General features: G+C 55.1%; 19 protein-coding genes. 11 read left to right on the plus strand and 8 right to left on the minus strand.

Features of this window, described 5'->3' with window-relative positions; genetic code table 11:
• Window positions 1–85: 85 nt before the first annotated feature.
• From HA41_RS13260 to HA41_RS13290, 7 genes are all read left to right on the plus strand, one after another.
• The gene (locus HA41_RS13260) at window positions 86–1,075 is read left to right on the plus strand and encodes a sulfate ABC transporter substrate-binding protein (RefSeq protein WP_425270647.1); all 990 of its coding nucleotides are present in this window, start codon (window positions 86–88) and stop codon (window positions 1,073–1,075) included.
• Window positions 1,075–1,908, plus strand: coding sequence for a sulfate/thiosulfate ABC transporter permease CysT (gene cysT, locus HA41_RS13265; RefSeq protein WP_094121183.1), 834 nt, complete (start codon window positions 1,075–1,077; stop codon window positions 1,906–1,908). The genes HA41_RS13260 and cysT overlap by 1 nt, the downstream gene beginning before the upstream one ends.
• Window positions 1,908–2,783: a sulfate/thiosulfate ABC transporter permease CysW gene (gene cysW / locus HA41_RS13270; protein WP_094121184.1), complete on the plus strand. Its 876-nt coding sequence runs from the start codon at window positions 1,908–1,910 to the stop codon at window positions 2,781–2,783. Before cysT ends, cysW begins: the two co-directional genes overlap by 1 nt.
• On the plus strand, window positions 2,773–3,861 hold the full coding sequence (gene cysA, locus HA41_RS13275) for a sulfate/thiosulfate ABC transporter ATP-binding protein CysA (protein WP_094121185.1): 1,089 nt from the start codon (window positions 2,773–2,775) through the stop codon (window positions 3,859–3,861). Before cysW ends, cysA begins: the two co-directional genes overlap by 11 nt.
• A gap of 81 nt (window positions 3,862–3,942) precedes the next feature.
• Complete coding sequence (gene cysM, locus HA41_RS13280; RefSeq protein WP_094121186.1) at window positions 3,943–4,824, plus strand: cysteine synthase CysM; 882 nt, start codon at window positions 3,943–3,945, stop codon at window positions 4,822–4,824.
• 169 nt (window positions 4,825–4,993) lie between these two features.
• Window positions 4,994–5,674 (plus strand): response regulator transcription factor, encoded by a 681-nt coding sequence (locus HA41_RS13285; protein WP_094121187.1) that lies wholly within the window; start codon window positions 4,994–4,996, stop codon window positions 5,672–5,674.
• On the plus strand, window positions 5,671–7,020 hold the full coding sequence (locus tag HA41_RS13290) for an ATP-binding protein (protein ID WP_094121188.1): 1,350 nt from the start codon (window positions 5,671–5,673) through the stop codon (window positions 7,018–7,020). Before HA41_RS13285 ends, HA41_RS13290 begins: the two co-directional genes overlap by 4 nt.
• Before the next feature lie 64 nt (window positions 7,021–7,084).
• Here the strand turns inward: HA41_RS13290 and crr are convergent, their stop codons facing one another.
• The 6 genes from crr to cysZ all read right to left on the minus strand — a co-directional run bounded on the left by crr (window position 7,085) and on the right by cysZ (window position 12,039).
• Window positions 7,085–7,585, minus strand: coding sequence for a PTS glucose transporter subunit IIA (gene crr / locus HA41_RS13295; protein WP_069728735.1), 501 nt, complete (start codon window positions 7,583–7,585; stop codon window positions 7,085–7,087).
• A gap of 42 nt (window positions 7,586–7,627) precedes the next feature.
• Window positions 7,628–9,355: a phosphoenolpyruvate-protein phosphotransferase PtsI gene (gene ptsI / locus HA41_RS13300; protein ID WP_094121189.1), complete on the minus strand. Its 1,728-nt coding sequence runs from the start codon at window positions 9,353–9,355 to the stop codon at window positions 7,628–7,630.
• A gap of 161 nt (window positions 9,356–9,516) precedes the next feature.
• Entirely contained in the window at window positions 9,517–9,774 is a 258-nt protein-coding gene (gene ptsH / locus HA41_RS13305) for a phosphocarrier protein Hpr (protein WP_003848868.1), read from the minus strand.
• Between the two features lie 173 nt (window positions 9,775–9,947).
• A complete protein-coding gene (locus HA41_RS13310; protein WP_094121190.1) occupies window positions 9,948–10,142 on the minus strand; it encodes a hypothetical protein in 195 nt (64 codons plus the stop codon).
• Window positions 10,143–10,159: 17 nt separating this feature from the next.
• The gene (cysK, locus tag HA41_RS13315; protein ID WP_094121191.1) at window positions 10,160–11,131 is read right to left on the minus strand and encodes a cysteine synthase A; all 972 of its coding nucleotides are present in this window, start codon (window positions 11,129–11,131) and stop codon (window positions 10,160–10,162) included.
• Between the two features lie 140 nt (window positions 11,132–11,271).
• Window positions 11,272–12,039 carry a sulfate transporter CysZ gene (cysZ, locus tag HA41_RS13320; protein ID WP_094121192.1) on the minus strand — a complete coding sequence of 256 codons (768 nt, stop codon included), beginning with the start codon at window positions 12,037–12,039 and terminating at the stop codon, window positions 11,272–11,274.
• A 219-nt stretch (window positions 12,040–12,258) separates the two neighbouring features.
• Here cysZ and zipA point away from each other — a divergent pair, with 219 nt between their 5' ends.
• The 3 genes from zipA (at window position 12,259) to HA41_RS13335 (ending at window position 15,553) form a co-directional block, all read left to right on the plus strand.
• Window positions 12,259–13,239, plus strand: coding sequence for a cell division protein ZipA (zipA, locus tag HA41_RS13325; protein ID WP_094121193.1), 981 nt, complete (start codon window positions 12,259–12,261; stop codon window positions 13,237–13,239).
• 75 nt (window positions 13,240–13,314) lie between these two features.
• Window positions 13,315–15,333, plus strand: coding sequence for an NAD-dependent DNA ligase LigA (gene ligA, locus HA41_RS13330; RefSeq protein WP_094121194.1), 2,019 nt, complete (start codon window positions 13,315–13,317; stop codon window positions 15,331–15,333).
• Between the two features lies 1 nt (window position 15,334).
• Window positions 15,335–15,553: a DUF3820 family protein gene (locus tag HA41_RS13335; RefSeq protein ID WP_094121195.1), complete on the plus strand. Its 219-nt coding sequence runs from the start codon at window positions 15,335–15,337 to the stop codon at window positions 15,551–15,553.
• 26 nt (window positions 15,554–15,579) lie between these two features.
• On the opposite strand, the gene HA41_RS13340 is transcribed toward HA41_RS13335, so the two are convergent.
• On the minus strand, window positions 15,580–16,590 hold the full coding sequence (locus HA41_RS13340) for a bile acid:sodium symporter family protein (protein WP_094121196.1): 1,011 nt from the start codon (window positions 16,588–16,590) through the stop codon (window positions 15,580–15,582).
• Window positions 16,591–16,685: 95 nt separating this feature from the next.
• On the opposite strand from HA41_RS13340, the gene HA41_RS13345 reads away from it, so the two are divergent.
• Entirely contained in the window at window positions 16,686–17,606 is a 921-nt protein-coding gene (locus HA41_RS13345) for a LysR family transcriptional regulator (protein WP_094121197.1), read from the plus strand.
• On the opposite strand, the gene HA41_RS13350 is transcribed toward HA41_RS13345, so the two are convergent.
• On the minus strand, window positions 17,603–17,947 hold the full coding sequence (locus HA41_RS13350; protein ID WP_094121198.1) for a FlxA-like family protein: 345 nt from the start codon (window positions 17,945–17,947) through the stop codon (window positions 17,603–17,605). The two genes, HA41_RS13345 and HA41_RS13350, sit on opposite strands and share 4 nt — an antisense overlap.
• Window positions 17,948–18,373 lie beyond the last annotated feature (426 nt).

The raw sequence follows: 18,373 nt of genomic DNA on the forward strand, positions 1-18,373 counted from the left end.
TATAAATAAACTGGTGCCTCAGCGGGTGAGATCCGCATCTAACTTTTTCAGGGTGCCAAATGACATTACAAGCGATGAAAAAATCGTGAGCGGTCTCGCGTTGTCGCTGAGCCTCGCCGGTGCAGCGCATGCCACTGAATTACTGAATAGCTCCTATGATGTATCGCGGGAGCTGTTTGTTGCCCTGAATGCGCCCTTCATCAAGCAGTGGGATACCAGCCATCCTGCTGACCCGCTGACCATCAAGATGTCACATGCCGGTTCCTCGAAACAGGCACTGGCGATTCTGCAGGGACTGCGCGCGGATGTCGTGACTTACAATCAGGTCACTGATGTGCAGGTGCTGCATGATAAAGGCAACCTGATTGCGGCGGACTGGAAAAACCGCCTGCCTAACAACAGCTCGCCGTTCTACTCCACCATGGCGTTCCTGGTGCGCAAGGGCAATCCTAAGCAGATCCATGACTGGGCTGATTTGGCCCGCAGCGACGTGAAGCTGATTTTCCCTAATCCAAAAACGTCTGGCAACGGTCGCTATACCTATCTGGCGGCCTGGGGCGCAGCGGACAAGGCCGATGGCGGCGATCAGGCCAAAACCCGCGCCTTTATGACCCAGTTTCTGAAAAATGTTGAAGTGTTCGATACCGGTGGTCGCGGTGCAACTACTACCTTTGCCGAGCGCGGGCTGGGCGATGTGCTGATCAGTTTTGAGTCGGAAGTGAACAATATCCGTAATCAGTACGGTAAAGATCAGTACGAGGTGGTGGTGCCGAAAACCGACATCCTGGCGGAGTTCCCGGTGACGTGGGTGGATAAAAATGTCGACCAGAACAAGACGGCCGATGCGGCCAGCGCTTACCTGAATTATCTCTACACGCCAGCGGCGCAGGCGATCATTACCCGCTATTACTACCGGGTGAACAATCCGCAACTGATGGCGGAGCAGAAAGATCGCTTCCCGCAAACCGACCTGTTCCGGGTTGAAGAGGCCTTTGGCGGCTGGGATAAGGTGATGCAGACCCATTTTGTCAGCGGCGGTGAGCTCGACAAATTGTTAGCGGCGGGGCGCGGATAATGTTTGCAGCCAGCCAGAAACGCGTATTACCCGGCTTTGGTATCAGCCTCGGCAGCAGTCTGCTGTTTACCTGTTTAATTCTGTTGCTGCCAATCAGCGCAGTGATCATGCAGTTGTCGCAGATGACGCTGCAACAGTACTGGGATGTGATCACCAATCCGCAGCTGATTGCCGCCTATAAAGTGACGCTGCTCTCTGCAGGTGTCGCGTCACTGTTCAACGCCGTGTTCGGCATGCTGATGGCGTGGATCCTTACCCGTTATCGTTTTCCTGGCCGGTCGCTGCTGGATGGCCTGATGGATCTGCCGTTCGCGCTGCCGACCGCCGTGGCGGGCCTGACGCTGGCCGGACTCTTTTCGGTTAACGGCTGGTATGGACAGTGGTTCGCGCATTTTGATATCAAAATTTCCTACACCTGGATCGGCATTGCGATTGCGATGGCGTTCACCAGTATCCCGTTTGTGGTACGTACCGTGCAGCCGGTGCTGGAGGAGTTAGGTCCGGAATATGAAGAGGCCGCGGAAACGCTCGGCGCAACACCGTGGCAGAGCTTTCGCCGTGTGGTGTTGCCGGAAGTCGCGCCCGCGTTGCTGGCCGGCACCGCCTTGTCGTTTACCCGCAGCCTGGGTGAGTTTGGCGCGGTGATTTTCATTGCTGGCAACATCGCCTGGAAAACCGAAGTGACCTCACTGATGATTTTTGTCCGGCTGCAGGAGTTCGATTACCCGGCAGCCAGCGCCATCGCCTCGGTGATTCTGGCTGCCTCGCTGATTCTGTTGTTCGCAATTAACACATTACAGAGCCGCTTTGGCCGTCGTCTGGGAGGCCACTAATGGCAGAGGTTTCGCAACTTAATCATGCCGCCCGCCAGTCAGTGAACTGGGGCAAATGGCTGCTGATCGGTATCGGCGCGCTGTTCTCGGTACTGCTGCTGGTGGTGCCGATGGCCTCCATTTTCTGGGAAGCGCTGAATCAGGGGCTGATTGTCGCCCTCAGCAATCTGGCCGATCCGGACATGCTGCACGCCATCTGGCTGACTGTAATGGTCGCGCTGATTACCGTACCGGTTAACCTGGTGTTCGGTACGCTGCTCGCCTGGCTGGTAACGCGCTTTACCTTTCCGGGGCGTCAACTGCTGCTGACCCTGTTTGATATCCCGTTTGCCGTCTCACCGGTGGTCGCCGGTCTGATGTATCTGCTGTTCTGGGGGGTTAACGGTCCGGCCGGTGGCTGGCTGGATGCCCATAACATTCAGATTATGTTTTCATGGCCCGGCATGGTGCTGGCAACGGTGTTTGTGACCTGTCCGTTTGTGGTCCGCGAACTGGTCCCGGTAATGCTGAGCCAGGGCAGTCACGAAGATGAGGCGGCGGTGCTGTTAGGCGCCTCTGGCTGGCAGATGTTCCGTCGTGTGACGCTGCCAAACATTCGCTGGGCGCTGCTGTATGGCATCGTGCTGACTAACGCCCGTGCGATTGGAGAATTTGGTGCGGTTTCGGTGGTATCGGGATCGATTCGCGGTGAGACCTATACCTTGCCGCTTCAGGTTGAATTATTGCATCAGGATTACAACACCGTTGGCGCGTTTACCGCGGCAGCCCTGTTAACCCTGATGGCAATTGTGACGCTGTTTCTGAAAAGCATTGTGCAGTGGCGTTTAGAACAACAGCACAAACGCCTGCAACAGGAGGGAAATCATGAGCATTGAGATTAACAAGATCAACAAATCCTTTGGTCGCACGTCGGTGCTGAACGATATCTCTCTTGATATTGCCTCAGGTGAAATGGTGGCGCTGCTTGGGCCATCAGGCTCGGGTAAAACTACGCTGCTACGTATTATTGCCGGGCTGGAACATCAGAACAGCGGTCAGATCCGTTTTCACGGTAACGATGTCAGCCGCCTGCATGCACGGGATCGTCAGGTCGGTTTTGTCTTTCAGCACTATGCGCTGTTTCGTCATATGACGGTGTTCGACAACATCGCCTTTGGCCTGACAGTGCTGCCGCGCCGTGAGCGTCCTTCCTCTGCGGAGATTAAGCAGCGCGTCACCCGCTTGCTGGAAATGGTACAACTGGCGCACCTGGCAAATCGCTTCCCGGCGCAGCTGTCGGGCGGACAGAAGCAGCGTGTAGCGCTGGCGCGTGCGCTGGCGGTCGAGCCGCAAATCCTGCTGCTGGATGAGCCGTTTGGCGCGCTGGATGCGCAGGTGCGTAAAGAGCTGCGCCGCTGGCTGAGACAGCTGCATGAAGAGATTAAATTTACCAGCGTGTTTGTGACCCACGACCAGGAAGAGGCGATGGAAGTTGCGGATCGCGTGGTGGTAATGAGCCAGGGCAACATTGAACAGGTTGGCACGCCAGATGATGTCTGGCGCGATCCGGCGACCCGCTTTGTGCTGGAGTTCCTGGGTGAAGTGAATCGCTTTGATGGCGAGATTCAGGGATCGCAGTTCCATGTCGGCGCGCATCACTGGCCGATGGGTTATACCTCAGCCCATCAGGGCGCGGTTGAGCTGTTCCTGCGGCCGTGGGAAATCGACGTATCACGCCGTAGCAGCCTGGAAACGCCGTTACCGGTACAGGTGCTGGAAGTAAGCCCGCGTGGACACTTCTGGCAGCTGGTGGTGCAGCCTGCAGGCTGGCAGAGCGAGCCGTTCTCGCTGGTATTTGAAGGCGAGCAGACCGCGCCGATTCGTGGCGAACGCCTGTTCGTTGGCCTGCAGCAGGCGCGCCTCTATCAGGGCGACACACCACTGAGTGCAGTTGCCTTTGCCCAAAGCGCCTGATATTTTCTGATCAACACCGGGCGGGAGTGTGACTCCTGCTTTTTTTTGCCATTTTTTTTGTAATACGCCAGGAACGACACCGTGACGACTCTTGAAGATACTATCGGTAATACGCCGCTGATTAAGTTGCAGCGCCTGACGCCTGCCAATGGCAGTGAGGTGTGGCTCAAGCTGGAGGGCAATAATCCGGCGGGATCGGTCAAGGATCGCGCGGCCTGGTCAATGATCCATCAGGCAGAGCTGCGCGGTGAAATCACGCCGGGCGATCAATTGATTGAAGCCACCAGCGGCAACACCGGCATTGCGCTGGCGATGATCGCCGCGATGAAAGGCTACCGTATGCGTCTGCTGATGCCTGACAACATGAGCCAGGAACGGCAGGATGCGATGCGTGCTTACGGTGCCGAACTGGTGCTGGTGTCGCGTGAACAGGGAATGGAGGGCGCACGCGACCTGGCGCAGGCCATGGCCGCGCGCGGCGAAGGCCGGGTGCTCGACCAGTTCAATAACCCCGATAATTCACTGGGCCATTATCAGACTACCGGCCCCGAGCTGTGGCAACAGTCGAATCAGCGGATGACCCATTTTGTTTCCAGCATGGGTACCACCGGCACCATTACCGGCGTCGGGCGTTATCTGAAAGAGCACAATACCGGCGTGCAGGTGATCGGTTTGCAGCCCAGCGAGGGCAGCAGCATTCCGGGTATTCGCCGCTGGCCGCTGGCCTATCTGCCGGGCATTTACCGACCTGACCTGGTGGATGACGTGATTGACATGTCGCAACAGGAAGCAGAAGAGACGATGCGTGCGCTGGCAAGGCGGGAAGGCATTTTCTGCGGCGTCAGTTCCGGCGGCGCGGTAGCAGGCGCACTGCGTATTGCCGCTGCGCATCCCGGCAGCGTAGTGGTGGCGATCGCCTGCGATCGTGGCGATCGTTACCTCTCGACCGGTCTCTATCAGTAACGCACTCTCCGCCTGAACTGGCCTGCGCGCGCGTCATCGCTGCCCGCAGGCTTTTTTTTACATGGTCCACTCCCTGCTGCAGTGCTAAATCTGTAAGGATCGCGTAAATCAGGCTGCGCCTTTTCCCGGCACAGGACAAAATAGCGGCAATTTTGTACGAGAGATAAAAATGAAAATCCTGCTTGTAGATGATGACGTTGAATTAGGCACTATGTTAAGCCAGTACCTGATCGCTGAAGGGTTCGATGCGCAGCTGGTATTAACCGGCAGCGCCGGAGTGCAGGGCGCGCTGTCCGGAGAATATACCGCGATGATTCTGGATATTATGCTGCCGGACATGAGCGGTATCGATGTGCTGCGTCAGGTGCGGCAGAACAGCCGTTTGCCGGTGATTATGCTGACCGCCAAAGGCGATAACATCGATCGGGTGATTGGGCTGGAGATGGGCGCGGATGATTACATGCCGAAACCCTGCTATCCGCGTGAACTGGTGGCCCGTCTGCGTGCGGTGCTGCGTCGTTTCGAAGAGCAGGCGCCGCAGCCTGACACCAAAGAGCCGCTGCGCTGGCGCGAACTGACGCTGAATCCCGCCACCCGCATCACCGAATGGCAGGGCAAAGCGTTTGATCTGACAGCGTCAGAATTTAACCTGCTGGATCTGCTGCTACGTGCGCCGGATCGGGTGGTATCGAAAGATGAACTATCAGAAAAGGGCCTGGGCCGTCCGCGTGAAGCCTATGACCGCAGCGTCGATGTTCACATCAGCAACATCCGCCAGAAGTTAAGCGCCTTAACCGCTGACAGCATCAATATCGAGACCGTACGCAGTATTGGTTACCGTATTCGATGAAGCAAAGCTACCGTGGACGGATGTTCTGGAAGATCCTGATCGGCTTCTGGGTGGTGTTCGTTATCATGAGCCAGCTAATCTGGCTGGGCTTTTCCCTCTCCGGTAAACGGCATGAGCCGCCTGAGATTGTCGCTATTCGTCGCACCGTCGATCTGCAAATGGCCTCGGCGGTTTCGGTGCTGGAGCGCGGCGGGCCTGACGCACTGGAAGATATGATGGCGGGCTGGGAGCCTAACGATCGCCAGTTTTTTACCGTTACCCAGCATTCCCGAACCGGACTTCAGTCAAACCTGCCCGAGCGGCTGAATTTACCGTTCGAAGGACCGATACCTGATCAGGTCGTACGCTGGGTACAGGGTGCGGACGGCAAAGAGTATGAGTTGCGTTACAACATCAAGGGCATGCGCGAAGACAGCAACCTGAATATGATGCCGCGCAAGTTCCTTAATATCCCCGAGCCGATGTTTGTCTTTGCCGGTTCGGTCGGACTGCTGTTCAGCCTGCTGCTGGCCTGGAACCTGACGCGGCCGATGCGTCAACTGTGTGAAGGTTTTTCCCGGGTTGCAGAGGGCGATTTAAGCGTGCGGCTGTTTCCCATGATGCGTAAACGGCACGACGAGATTTCCAACGTGGCAGAAGCCTTCGATGCGATGGTGGAACGGCTGGAGACGCTGGTGCGGGCGCGCGAAGAACTGCTGCACGATATCTCCCATGAGCTACGCTCACCGCTGGCGCGGCTGCAGCTGGCCACCGGACTGGCGCGTCAGACGCCGGAAAGCGTCGGCAGTTCGCTCGATCGGATTGATGAGGAGGCGCGTCGGCTGGATAAGATGATCGGCGAGTTGTTAACCCTGTCGCGCGCTGAACATGAAAGCATCCCGGATGAGCAATACTTTGACCTGACCGGTTTACTCGATGCGGTAGTGACCGATGTCCGCTATGAAGCACAAATTCCTGGGGTCAGGGTTGAGTTTCTGGTGGATAAGGCCGCCGATTACACCGTTCGTGGTAACGCGGAGTTGATACGGCGCGGTGTTGAAAATGTGCTGCGAAATGCGCTGCGCTTTTCACTGCCTGGCCAGCAAATTGAGGTTCAATTGAGCGCGGAACAGCAGTGGCTGGCGATTCGGGTACGGGATCAGGGACCGGGCGTGGATGAAGAGAAGTTATCCAGCATCTTCGACCCGTTTGTCCGGGTCAACTCCCCACTGATGGGCAAAGGCTATGGTCTGGGGCTGGCTATCGTGCGCAAAGTCGTGCTGGCACATCATGGTGAAGTGAAAGCGGTTAACCGACCTGAAGGTGGTCTGGAACTGACGCTGCGTCTGCCACGCTGGCAGCCCTGAGCGTTTCCGTTTACCAGAAACCATAACGGCACCCTGAGGTGCCGTTATGGTTAATCATTGACGCTTACTTTTTGATGCGGATAACCGGGGTTTCGCCGACGGTGACCTGGCCAGACAGCTTAATCAATTCCTTGATTTCATCCATGTTGGAGATGACAACCGGTGTCAGGGTTGATTTTGCTTTCTCTTCCAGCAGCGGTAAATCGAACTCGATAACCACATCGCCTTTTTTGACCTTCTGGCCTTCTTCAGCGATACGTTTGAAGCCTTCACCTTTCAGTTCAACCGTATCGATACCGAAGTGGACAAACAGCTCAATGCCGTTGTCTGACTCGATCGAAAAAGCGTGATTAGTTTCAAAAATCTTGCCGATAGTACCATCAACAGGCGCGACCATCTTGTTGCCGCTCGGTTTGATCGCAATACCGTCGCCCACGATTTTTTCTGCAAACACCACATCTGGTACGTCTTCAATATTCACGATTTCGCCTGACAGAGGCGCTACGATATCAATTGTCCCAGCGCTATCTGTTTTTTCGCCAAAAAGTTTAGAAAACAAACCCATGATCTTCTCCTAAGCAGTAATTTGGGGCCAGCATCTCGCAGATTAGCAGAGCGTTTTTTCTTTGATGAACTTGTTAACCAGGTTCATCAAATCATCCGCTGTCGGTTGAGCCAGTGCCTGCTCCGCCAATGCCTTCGCATCTTCGAAATTAGTATTACGAATGATTTTCTTGATGCCAGGGATAGAAATGGCACTCATGCTGAACTCGTCCAGCCCCATTCCCAGTAACAGTAGTGTAGCACGTTCATCACCTGCCAGCTCACCACACATGCCAGTCCATTTGCCTTCAGCGTGAGATGCATCAATGACTTGCTTGATTAAGTTAAGCACTGACGGCGTCATTGGATTGTACAGGTGCGAGATCAAATCATTACCACGATCGACCGCCAGAGTATACTGGGTCAGGTCGTTGGTCCCGATACTGAAGAAGTCGACTTCTTTCGCCAGATGGTGAGCAATCACGGCAGAAGCCGGTGTTTCCACCATGATGCCGACCTCAATGCTCTCATCAAACGCTTTGCCTTCTTCACGCAGCTGGGCTTTCAGCAACTCCAGTTCCGCTTTCAGGCTGCGCACTTCTTCAACCGAAATAATCATCGGGAACATGATGCGCAGTTTGCCGAATGACGAGGCACGCAGGATTGCACGCAGCTGAGCATGCAGAATCTCTTTGCGGTCCATGGCGATACGAATCGCGCGCCAGCCGAGGAACGGGTTCTCTTCTTTTGGCAGGTTCATGTACGGCAGATCTTTGTCGCCGCCGATGTCCATGGTACGCACGATCACTGCCTGCGAGCCCATTGCTTCAGCCACGGCTTTGTATGCCTGGAACTGCTCTTCTTCGCCTGGCAGCGAGTCACGGTCCATGAACAGGAACTCGGTGCGGTAGAGGCCCACACCTTCGGCACCGTTACGCTCAGCACCGGCGATATCGCGGACGGTACCGATGTTAGCGCACACTTCTACCTGATGACCGTCCAGCGTGACCGCGGGCAGATCTTTCAGTTTGGCTAACTCATGTTTTTCAGTCAGATACTGCGTCTGTACTGCTTTCAGCTCTTCCTGAAGGGCTTCAGAAGGATTGACGTGAATGGCATTGTTAACGCCATCCAGAATCAGGAAGTCGCCGTTTTTGATGTTGGCGGTGACGTTACCGGTACCCACAATGGCCGGAATCTCCAGCGAACGCGCCATGATCGAGGTGTGCGAGGTGCGGCCACCTAAATCAGTAATAAAGCCCAGCACCTTTTTCAGGTTCAGCTGTGCGGTTTCTGACGGCGTTAAATCTTTGGCCACCAGAATGGATTCGTCCTGAATGGCGCTCAGGTCAACGATATGCAGACCCAGGATGTTCTGCAGCAGACGTTTACCGATGTCACGGACGTCAGCCGCACGCTCTTTCAGGTATTCATCGTCTAACTCTTCCAGCGCTTTCGCCTGGCCATCAATCACAGAGTAGGCAGCGGCGTCAGCAGAGGCGTGATCTTTTTTGATCAGGTCGATGATTTCCTGCTCCAGCTCTTCATCTTCCAGCAACATGATGTGGCCTTCGAAGATGGCGGCTTTCTCTTCACCGAGGGTTTCACCCGCTTTGACGCGAATCGCTTCCAGTTGTACTGCCGCCTTGCTGCGGCCATCGAGGAAGCGCTGAACTTCCTGCTCAACCTGGTCATCAGAAATCTTCTTGCGGTTGATGACGATCTCGTCTTCTTTCAGCAGCAGTGCTTTGCCGAAAGCGATACCTGGTGATGCTAAAATGCCTGAAATCATAACCTTACCTTTTAATCACGATGGCTGATTGGACTCTTTGCGGTGCCATTGTCGCGGGACACGTACTCTACGGAAGCAATTACGCGGACAGATTGTCCGCGATCAAGATGTTTGCACTCAATGGCGCAGAGGAGTCGATTTGCTGGAAAGCTGAGCGGAAATTATTCCAGTTCAGCCATCAGTTTGACCAGATGCTCAACTGCTTTTTGCTCGTCTTCACCTTCCGCGGAAAGGGTCACGACAGTCCCCTGAGTTAAACCCAGCGTCTGCAGTTTAAACAGGCTTTTTGCGCTCGCTGATTTACCGTTAGAGGTCACGGTAATTTCTGACTGGAAAGCTTTGGCTTCTTTTACGAATTGCGCAGCTGGGCGAGTATGCAGACCGTTTGGTGCGGTAATGGTAACTTCTTGCTGGAACATTCTATTTCCCCAACGTTATCAGGATGAGTGTTTTGGATCTAAAGTCTAGCCTGGAGCCGTCACTTTAGCCTGTGTAGGTGCGCGGGTATAGCGTCATGCTGACCAACGACGCGCATGAATGAATTTTTCAATTCCGTTGCGTGTCAAAAACGATTCTACACGTCACCGGGTAATTATGCCGTTAATCGCCGTTTCGCCAAATCTGTAAATCGATTCAGCTTGATCCACTTCAAAGAGGGATTAATTTCAGGCATCGAAATAATTGGCAGTCTAAATACCAGAGCCACGTCACTGAAATCAATCTGCCTGGTGGTGAAAGTGAGATCTGCACCACAAAAAAGCACCCATTCGGGTGCTTTTTTGGTCATTTTCAGACTTCCGACCGTTACTGCTGCAGCTCTTTTTCGGTGAAGAGATCGGCAAACAGAGCGGTGCTCAGGTAGCGTTCTCCGGAAGAGGGGAGAATCACCACGATGTTCTTATTGGCGAAGGCTTCGTCTTCCTGCAGTTTCAGCGCCGCAGCCACCGCAGCACCGGATGAGATACCGGCCAGGATACCTTCTTCTTCCATAAGCTGGCGGGCAGTACTGATAGCCTCTTCGTTGCTGATAGCAATCACCCGATCAATCAGGTTCAGGTCAAGGTTACCCGGAATGAAACCGGCACCGATGCCCTGAATTTTATGCGGACCGGGTTTGATCTCCTCACCGGCCAGCGCCTGGGCAATCACAGGGGAGTCGGTGGGTTCAACCGCCACTGAAATCAAATCCTTTTTGCCTTTGGTATTCTTGATGTAGCGGCTCACGCCGGTCAGCGTACCGCCGGTGCCGACGCCAGCAATAAACACATCGACTTCGCCATCGGTGTCTTCCCAGATTTCGGGGCCGGTGGTTTTTTCATGGATTTCCGGGTTCGCCGGATTGCTGAACTGCTGCAGCAGCACATATTTATCCGGATTACTGGCGACAATCTCTTCGGCTTTGCCGATAGCGCCTTTCATGCCTTTGGCACCTTCGGTCAGCACCAGCTGAGCGCCCAGCGCTTTCAGCAGCTTACGACGCTCAACCGACATGGTTTCCGGCATGGTCAGCGTCAGTTTGTAACCGCGCGCCGCGGCTACATAAGCCAGCGCGATACCGGTATTACCGCTGGTCGGTTCAACCAGCTCAACACCCGGTTTCAGAATGCCACGTTTCTCTGCGTCCCAAATCATATTGGCACCGATACGGCATTTCACGCTGAAGCTCGGGTTACGGGATTCAACTTTCGCAAGGATGCGGCCGTTACCGATGCGGTTCAGTCGAACCAGCGGCGTATGACCAATTGTCAAAGAGTTGTCTTCATAGATCTTACTCATAGCCTGCCCTTAACTGTATGAATTATTGGGAACCCTCTGAGCATACCTGTTCTGCCTGGGTGCGGAAGGAAAGAAATCGCATATCTATATTTCAGCCGGCAATAAGCCCTGCAAAAAGAGCATAAGGCTGGCTAACAGAATTAACGCACCCCGGTGCGAGCCAGCTGTGGCCGATAGCGATCAACCCACATTGCCGTGGCCCCGCAAACAGCAACCGGCATGATGGCGAGGTTAAGAATCGGAATCATGGTGAACAGACTAATCAGTGCGCCAAACTGCATGTTAGCGGTTTTGTGCTGTCGCAAGGCGTTGCGCATCTGCTGGAAAGGGACTTTATGGTTATCGAACGGGTAATCGCAATATTGCACTGACAGCATCCAGGCGCTGAACAGGAACCAGAGCACGGGCGCCACGGTCTGACCAAAGCCGGGAATAAAGTAGAGTAGCAGCAGGCCGATAGCGCGCGGCAGGTAGTAGCCCAGCTTTTGCAGCTCACGCTTCATAATTCGCGGCACATCTTTAACCAGTCCGACCCAGCCGCTATCGGGGAGCGGCTTACCGGTCAGACGTCCCTCAAGCTGCTCGGCCAGCAGGCCACAGAAGGGCGCGGCGATCAGGTTCGCCAGCGTTGAGAAGAAGTAGCTAAACACCAGCACAATGGCAATCACCGACAGCGGCCACAACAGATAGCTCAGCCACTGTAGCCAGTCGGGAATATGGGCCATCAATCGTGGGATCCAGTCGCCCAGGCGATAAAATAGCCAGGTAAAGGCACCACCCAGCATTACAATGTTAATCAGCAACGGCATCACCACAAAACGCCGGATGACAGGCAAACGCACCAGTTTCCATCCCTGGCTGAAATAGTGCACACCGTTAAAATCTGAGACGGAATTCTCAAGCGCCATAAAGCCAAATCTCCTGAAGATGTTGAGGCGCGACTACTATAACCTGGCTTTTTCTGCTGACCATCTGCCGTTTGGGTAAAAAAGCAGCGGGAAAGCGTCGACAGGCTATCTTATTTGTCAGAAAAATCCTGTACAGACTTGCACTTGTCTGGCAGGGCAAATACAGTTAGAGGATAAAGTTTGCCGCGGTGGCAAGGTATTGGAACAACAGAGAATACAATGATGCAGGATTTGCGTCTGATATTAATCGTTGTTGGTGCGATCGCCATTATAGCGCTCCTTCTTCACGGGCTGTGGACCAGCCGAAAAGAGCGCTCGTCAGTGTTCCGCGATCGCCCGCACAAACGTCTTAAACAACGTGATGAAAATGATGAGCAGGACCTGATTGACGACGAGGACGACGGCGTTGGTGAGGTCCGTGTACGCCCTGAGCGCCCGACTCATCAGGAACCGCGTTTCGATGAAATTCGTGATTCACAGCCACAAGCGCCGCGTAAAGCCGCGCCCGCCGAGCCTGTGCGTCAATCTGCGCCGCGACCTGCAGCTGACAGCGATCCGCTGTTCGATACTGCACCGCAGCCTGAACCTCAGCCGCGTCCTGAGCCGGTTCGTCAGCCGCAGCCTGCGACCACCTTTGTCGCACCGCCGGTACAGGCTGACCCGCTGCTCGATTTAGATCCGCTGGAGTCGGTACAGCCTGAACCGCAATATCAGGCTGAACCTGAACCGCAGTCTGAGGTGATTGCGACGCCAGCGCCTGAAACCAAAGCGCCCGCAGAGAAGCCTAAAGAAGCGGTGCTGGTATTGCATGTGGCCGCGCACTCTGGTGGCGAACTGAACGGTGAGGCGCTGCTGCAGGGGATTCTGCAGGCGGGTTTCCAGTTTGGCGAAATGAACATTTTCCATCGTCATCTCAGCCCGGCAGGCAGTGGCCCGGTACTGTTTAGCCTGGCCAACATGGTTAAGCCGGGTTCGTTCAACCCTGACCTGATGACCGACTTCAGCACGCCTGGCATCTCAATCTTTATGATGGTGCCTTCGTACGGTGATGCGAACCAGAACTTCAAGCTGATGTTACAGTCGGCGCAGCGTATCGCAGATGATGTCGGCGGTGTGGTGCTGGATGATGAGCGCCGCATGATGACACCACAGAAGCTGGAAACCTACAAAGCGCGCATTCGCGATGTGGTCGGCGTCTGAGACCTGTGCTAACGGTTATCTGAATTGTTAAAACAAACCCCCGCCTGTCGGGGGTTTTTTATCTGATGGGGCTTTATGAAATCCGTCCAGGATCAAATCACCGAACTGCGCACCACGTTGCGCCATCATGAATATCTCTATCACGTTATGGATGCCCCGGAAATCCCGGATGCCGAATACGATCGCCTGATGCGCGAACTGCGCCAGATGGAAGAGGCGCACCCTGATCTGATTACCCCTGACTCACCCACTCAGCGGGTCGGTGCCGCGCCGCTGACGGTCTTCGAGCAGGTGCGTCACGAAGTCCCGATGCTGTCGCTGGATAACGCCTTTGATGAAGCGACCTTTCTGGCTTTCAACAAACGGGTGCAGGATCGACTGAAAAACAGTGATGACATTACTTACTGCTGCGAACTGAAGCTGGATGGTCTGGCGGTGAGTCTGCTGTATGAAAACGGTTTGCTGGTACGGGCAGCAACGCGCGGTGACGGCACGACCGGCGAAAATATCACTGCCAACGTGCGTACCATTCGCGCCATCCCGCTGCGTCTGAAGGGCGACAACATTCCGGCCCGGCTGGAAGTGCGTGGCGAAGTGTTTATGAACCAGCGCGGCTTCGAAAAACTGAATGAAGAAGCGCGTCGTACCGATGGCAAAGTGTTTGCCAATCCGCGCAACGCAGCGGCAGGTTCATTGCGTCAGCTTGATCCCCGCATCACCGCTAAGCGGCCGCTGACCTTCTTTTGCTACGGTTTCGGTCTGCTGGAAGGCGGCGAGATCCCGCATAGCCACATGGCGCGGCTGCAACAGTTTAAAGCCTGGGGACTGCCGGTCAGCGACCGGATTCGTCTGGCGCACAACGCAGAAGAGGCACTGGCTTTCTACCGTGAGATTGAGCAACAGCGTCCCGCGCTGGGTTTTGATATCGACGGTGTGGTAATCAAAGTCGATTCTCAGGCGCTGCAGGAGCAGCTGGGCTTTGTCGCGCGCGCGCCACGCTGGGCGATCGCCTTTAAGTTTCCGGCTCAGGAGCAGATGACCTGGGTGCGTGACGTTGAGTTTCAGGTCGGGCGCACCGGCGCGATCACCCCGGTGGCGCGGCTGGAGCCGGTTCAGGTGGCTGGCGTTATCGTCAGTAATGCCACGCTGCACAACGCCGATGAAATCGAACGACTGGGATTACGGATTGGCGACCGGGTGGTGATTCGCCGGGCGGGCGATGTCATCCCGCAGGTGGTCAATGTGGTGGTAACGGAACGTCCCGACGATGCGCGCGAAGTGGTATTCCCGGCCCATTGCCCGGTCTGTGGTTCGGATGTTGAGCGGGTAGAAGGCGAATCTGTGACGCGCTGCACCGGTGGGCTGATCTGCGGCGCACAGCGTAAAGAGGCGCTGAAGCACTTCGTTTCGCGCCGGGCGATGGACGTTGACGGGATGGGCGATAAGATTATCGACCAGCTGGTGGAAAAAGAGTATGTGAAAACGCCGGCCGATCTGTTCCGTCTGACGGCAGGTCTGCTGACGGGGCTCGATCGGATGGGACCGAAGTCGGCACAAAACGTGGTGGATGCGCTGGAGAAAGCGAAGTCGACCACGCTGGCACGGTTCCTCTATGCGCTGGGTATTCGCGAAGTGGGTGAAGCCACCGCCGCTAATCTGGCGAACCATTTTGGTGAACTGGAAAAAGTGATGGATGCCGATCTGGATGCCCTGATAGCGGTGCAGGATGTCGGCAAGGTGGTGGCGTCTCACGTGCGTAACTTCATGGAAGAGGAGAGTAACCGCGAGGTTATTCGCCAGCTGGTCGACGAAATTGGCATTCACTGGCCGCAGGTGGTGGTGGTGAAAGCGGAAGAGATCGACAGTCCGTTTGCCGGTAAAACTGTGGTGCTGACCGGTTCGCTGTCGCAGATGAACCGTGACGATGCTAAGGCGCAGTTAACGGCGCTGGGTGCGAAGGTGAGCGGCAGCGTATCGAAGAAAACCGATTTGCTGATTGCCGGTGAAGCGGCCGGTTCTAAGCTGACAAAAGCGCAGGAGCTGGGGATTGAGGTGATTGACGAAGCGGAAATGATCCGCCTGCTGGGTGCCTGAGATGGATAAACATCAGCTGGTGGCGATCGCTAATACCGCGATGCCGTTTGGTAAATATAAAGGGCGGATGCTGATCGATCTGCCTGAACCTTATCTGCTGTGGTTTGCCCGTAGTGGGGATTTTCCGGCAGGCCAGTTGGGTGAACTGATGCAATTGACGCTGGCGATTAAAATTGAAGGCCTTGAAGGGTTAGTCAAACTGCTCAAGGCCGCTGATTGAACCAGCCCGCCTCCGCGGGCTGTTTTTTATTTCTGTGATTCCACTGCCGGGGCTTTAATTGCTGAAGCCTGCTGCTTTTCACCACTCTTCTTATAGCGTCCGGCAATAAACGAGCAGACCATCAACTGCACCTGATGGAAAATCATCAGTGGCAGCACAATCATCCCCACAGTACTGGCTGAAAACAGGATATTGGCCATCGGTACGCCATTCGCCAGACTCTTCTTCGAGCCACAGAACAGCACCACAATTTCATCAGCGCGCCTGAAGCGAAACAGGCGAGACGCCAGCAGGTTGATCAGCAGCACCGAGACCAGCAACAGCACCGATCCCGCCAGAATCCACAGCAGGGTAATAATCCCCACGCGATGCCAGATGCCATTCACGACCGCTTCACTGAAGGCGGAGTAGACCACCAGCAGAATCGACGTCTGATCAGTTTTACCAATCAGGCTGCGGTGTTTCTCAATCCAGCCGCCAATCCAGCGGCGGGAGAGGTGTCCGAGGATAAAAGGTACCATTAATTGCAGCATGATCTTCCCGATCTGCTCAAGACCATCGGTCGGGGCGCTGCTATGCACATCCATCACCAGATTAACCAGCAGCGGAGAGATGAAGACGCCTAACAGACTGGAGGCGGAAGCGCTGCACACTGCCGCCGCCACGTTACCGCCAGCGATAGAGGTAAAGGCGATTGCTGACTGCACGGTAGCAGGCAAAATGCAGAGATAAAGAAAGCCAGTGTAGATTTCCGTGCTGACGTTAACCGGATGCCACCAGACCAGCAGCAAGCCCAGCACCGGGAACAGCACAAAGGTGCTGAACATAATCCACAGATGCAGCTGCCAGTGGCTGCTGCCTGCGATGATTTTTTCCCGCGAAAGTTTGGCGCCGTGCATAAAGAACAGCAGCGCAATAGCGGCCGTGGCGAGATAGTCGAAAATATCGACGTAGATGCCTTTCGCGGGCAGGAACGTGGCCAGCAATACGGTGATGATGAGTTTCACCATCATCGGATCGAGCTTTAAAAATCCCATTGTTAAAGTCCGGTAAATTTTTCAATAGCGCGATTGTGCGTGAATCGTGTTTAGAAATAAAATCGATTTATTGCATCAATCTATGAGCGTTTTCGATGAATTACACTCTGCGTCAGTTACGCACTTTTATTGCCGTTGCGCACTATGGCAGCTTTAGTCAGGCAGGGCAGGCGATTGGTCTGAGTCAGTCAGCGGTCAGCCACAGCATTAAAGAGCTGGAAGCTGAAACCGGGGTTCGCCTGCTGGACCGCACCACGCGGGAAGTGATGCTAACGGAAGCCGGACAGCAGCTGGCATCACGTATGGAGCGGTTGCTGGAGGAGATCAATACCACGTTGCTGGATATCCGCAGTTACGGCGAACAACGCAGCGGGACCGTGCGGCTGGCGGCCAGTCAGACCATTTCGGCCCATCTGATGCCGCAATGTCTGGCGGCCAGTCAGCAACATTATCCCGATATCAAAGTGATACTCCACGATCGCGCCCAGCAGTGGGTATTGCAGAGCGTGCGCAACGCCGAGGTCGATTTTGGCATCATCATTGGCCCGCTCAGCGATACCGATTTCGATTGTCTCGCCATTCTCGACGAGCCTTTTTTGCTGCTCTGCCGCGATGACGATCCGCTGGCGCACGTTGAGCAGGCGAAGTGGTTGATGCTGGATGGCCGCACTATGGTGCTACAGGATTACGCGTCAGGCAGCCGGGTATTGATTGATGCGGCGATGCAGCAACAGCAGATTCAGGTTGAAGTGGTGCAGGATATTGGACATCCCGCCACGCTATTTCCGATGGTTGAGGCGGGGATCGGCATCAGCATTTTACCGGCGCTGGCGTTGCCGCTGCCGGCTGGCCGGGCGCTGACGGTAAGGCGCTTGTATCCGGAAATCAATCGCAGCCTGATGCTGATTAAACGCAAAAATCGCTCGCTGACACCTGCCGCCGAAGCGATCTGGCAAGAGGTGCGCCAGCAGGCAACGCTGCTGGCGCAACAACGCGCGGTCAGACCGGCGTTTTAGATATAGACGTCCAGCTGGTTAGCGTCAGTGGGACGATTGACCCCGTCCGCCTTGATTTCACCTGGCTGACTGCTGCTGTCACTTTTCTGCTCAGCCTGTTCGGCTTGCTTCTGTTGCAACTGCGCAATCTGCGCCTCCAGCATGGTGATTTGTGATTCATACATCTGCTGCATTTCAGCTTTCTGGTCGTCAGTGAGATCTGCATTACCGGATAGCTCTTTGAGTTGTTTGGTGATGTTCTGAATCTGCTTACTCAGTGCGGCCACCTGCGAGGCTACACTGCCGCCGCCGCTGTCACCGCTACTGATTGCACTGCTTAAAATCCCGGATATTGATGACATCATTTTCTCCCTGTAATTAGTCAATAACGTTATCGGCGTGCAGGAAAATGGCTTGAGGAGAAAAGTGTTAGGGTGGGGGAAAAGAGCGGGATCTTATCCGCTACGTTAGCAAAAGGCAGTTTCCTTCTTGACCCGCTTAATCCCGTACAGCAGAAACGAACCAGGCCCCCAAAGGGCTAACAGACAGCAAATAGGTTCAAAGCGATGGGAGCACAGGCCTGTCGCAAAGCATCGCGGGGCAGGGATGGCCCGCGCTGAGCCGGCCATGGATGGCGCTTTTGCGTCTTTGCGACAGGCCAGTGCTCTCTGAGCCTGCGCTCTGCTAACGCCTGACGTCGCCCTGAAAGAGAGCGAGTCGTGCTGAAGCCTGGAAATGTACGTACAGCAGAAACGAAAAAAGCGCCTGAAAGGCGCTTTATTCTGAAT

The organism is Pantoea conspicua, from assembly GCF_002095315.1.
Classification (GTDB): Bacteria; Pseudomonadota; Gammaproteobacteria; order Enterobacterales; family Enterobacteriaceae; genus Pantoea; species Pantoea conspicua.

Excerpts from the sequence above, each read along its gene's own strand:
- cysW (WP_094121184.1), top strand. The coding sequence starts at position 1,908 with ATGGCAGAGGTTTCGCAACTTAATCATGCCGCCCGCCAGTCAGTGAAC.
- ligA (WP_094121194.1), top strand. The coding sequence starts at position 13,315 with ATGAAATCCGTCCAGGATCAAATCACCGAACTGCGCACCACGTTGCGC.
- HA41_RS13290 (WP_094121188.1), top strand. The coding sequence starts at position 5,671 with ATGAAGCAAAGCTACCGTGGACGGATGTTCTGGAAGATCCTGATCGGC.
- crr (WP_069728735.1), bottom strand. The coding sequence starts at position 7,585 with ATGGGTTTGTTTTCTAAACTTTTTGGCGAAAAAACAGATAGCGCTGGG.
- ptsH (WP_003848868.1), bottom strand. The coding sequence starts at position 9,774 with ATGTTCCAGCAAGAAGTTACCATTACCGCACCAAACGGTCTGCATACT.
- cysZ (WP_094121192.1), bottom strand. The coding sequence starts at position 12,039 with ATGGCGCTTGAGAATTCCGTCTCAGATTTTAACGGTGTGCACTATTTC.
- HA41_RS13350 (WP_094121198.1), bottom strand. The coding sequence starts at position 17,947 with ATGTCATCAATATCCGGGATTTTAAGCAGTGCAATCAGTAGCGGTGAC.
- HA41_RS13310 (WP_094121190.1), bottom strand. The coding sequence starts at position 10,142 with ATGACCAAAAAAGCACCCGAATGGGTGCTTTTTTGTGGTGCAGATCTC.
- HA41_RS13340 (WP_094121196.1), bottom strand. The coding sequence starts at position 16,590 with ATGGGATTTTTAAAGCTCGATCCGATGATGGTGAAACTCATCATCACC.
- cysA (WP_094121185.1), top strand. The coding sequence starts at position 2,773 with ATGAGCATTGAGATTAACAAGATCAACAAATCCTTTGGTCGCACGTCG.
- zipA (WP_094121193.1), top strand. The coding sequence starts at position 12,259 with ATGATGCAGGATTTGCGTCTGATATTAATCGTTGTTGGTGCGATCGCC.
- HA41_RS13285 (WP_094121187.1), top strand. The coding sequence starts at position 4,994 with ATGAAAATCCTGCTTGTAGATGATGACGTTGAATTAGGCACTATGTTA.
- cysT (WP_094121183.1), top strand. The coding sequence starts at position 1,075 with ATGTTTGCAGCCAGCCAGAAACGCGTATTACCCGGCTTTGGTATCAGC.
- HA41_RS13335 (WP_094121195.1), top strand. The coding sequence starts at position 15,335 with ATGGATAAACATCAGCTGGTGGCGATCGCTAATACCGCGATGCCGTTT.
- ptsI (WP_094121189.1), bottom strand. The coding sequence starts at position 9,355 with ATGATTTCAGGCATTTTAGCATCACCAGGTATCGCTTTCGGCAAAGCA.
- cysK (WP_094121191.1), bottom strand. The coding sequence starts at position 11,131 with ATGAGTAAGATCTATGAAGACAACTCTTTGACAATTGGTCATACGCCG.
- HA41_RS13345 (WP_094121197.1), top strand. The coding sequence starts at position 16,686 with ATGAATTACACTCTGCGTCAGTTACGCACTTTTATTGCCGTTGCGCAC.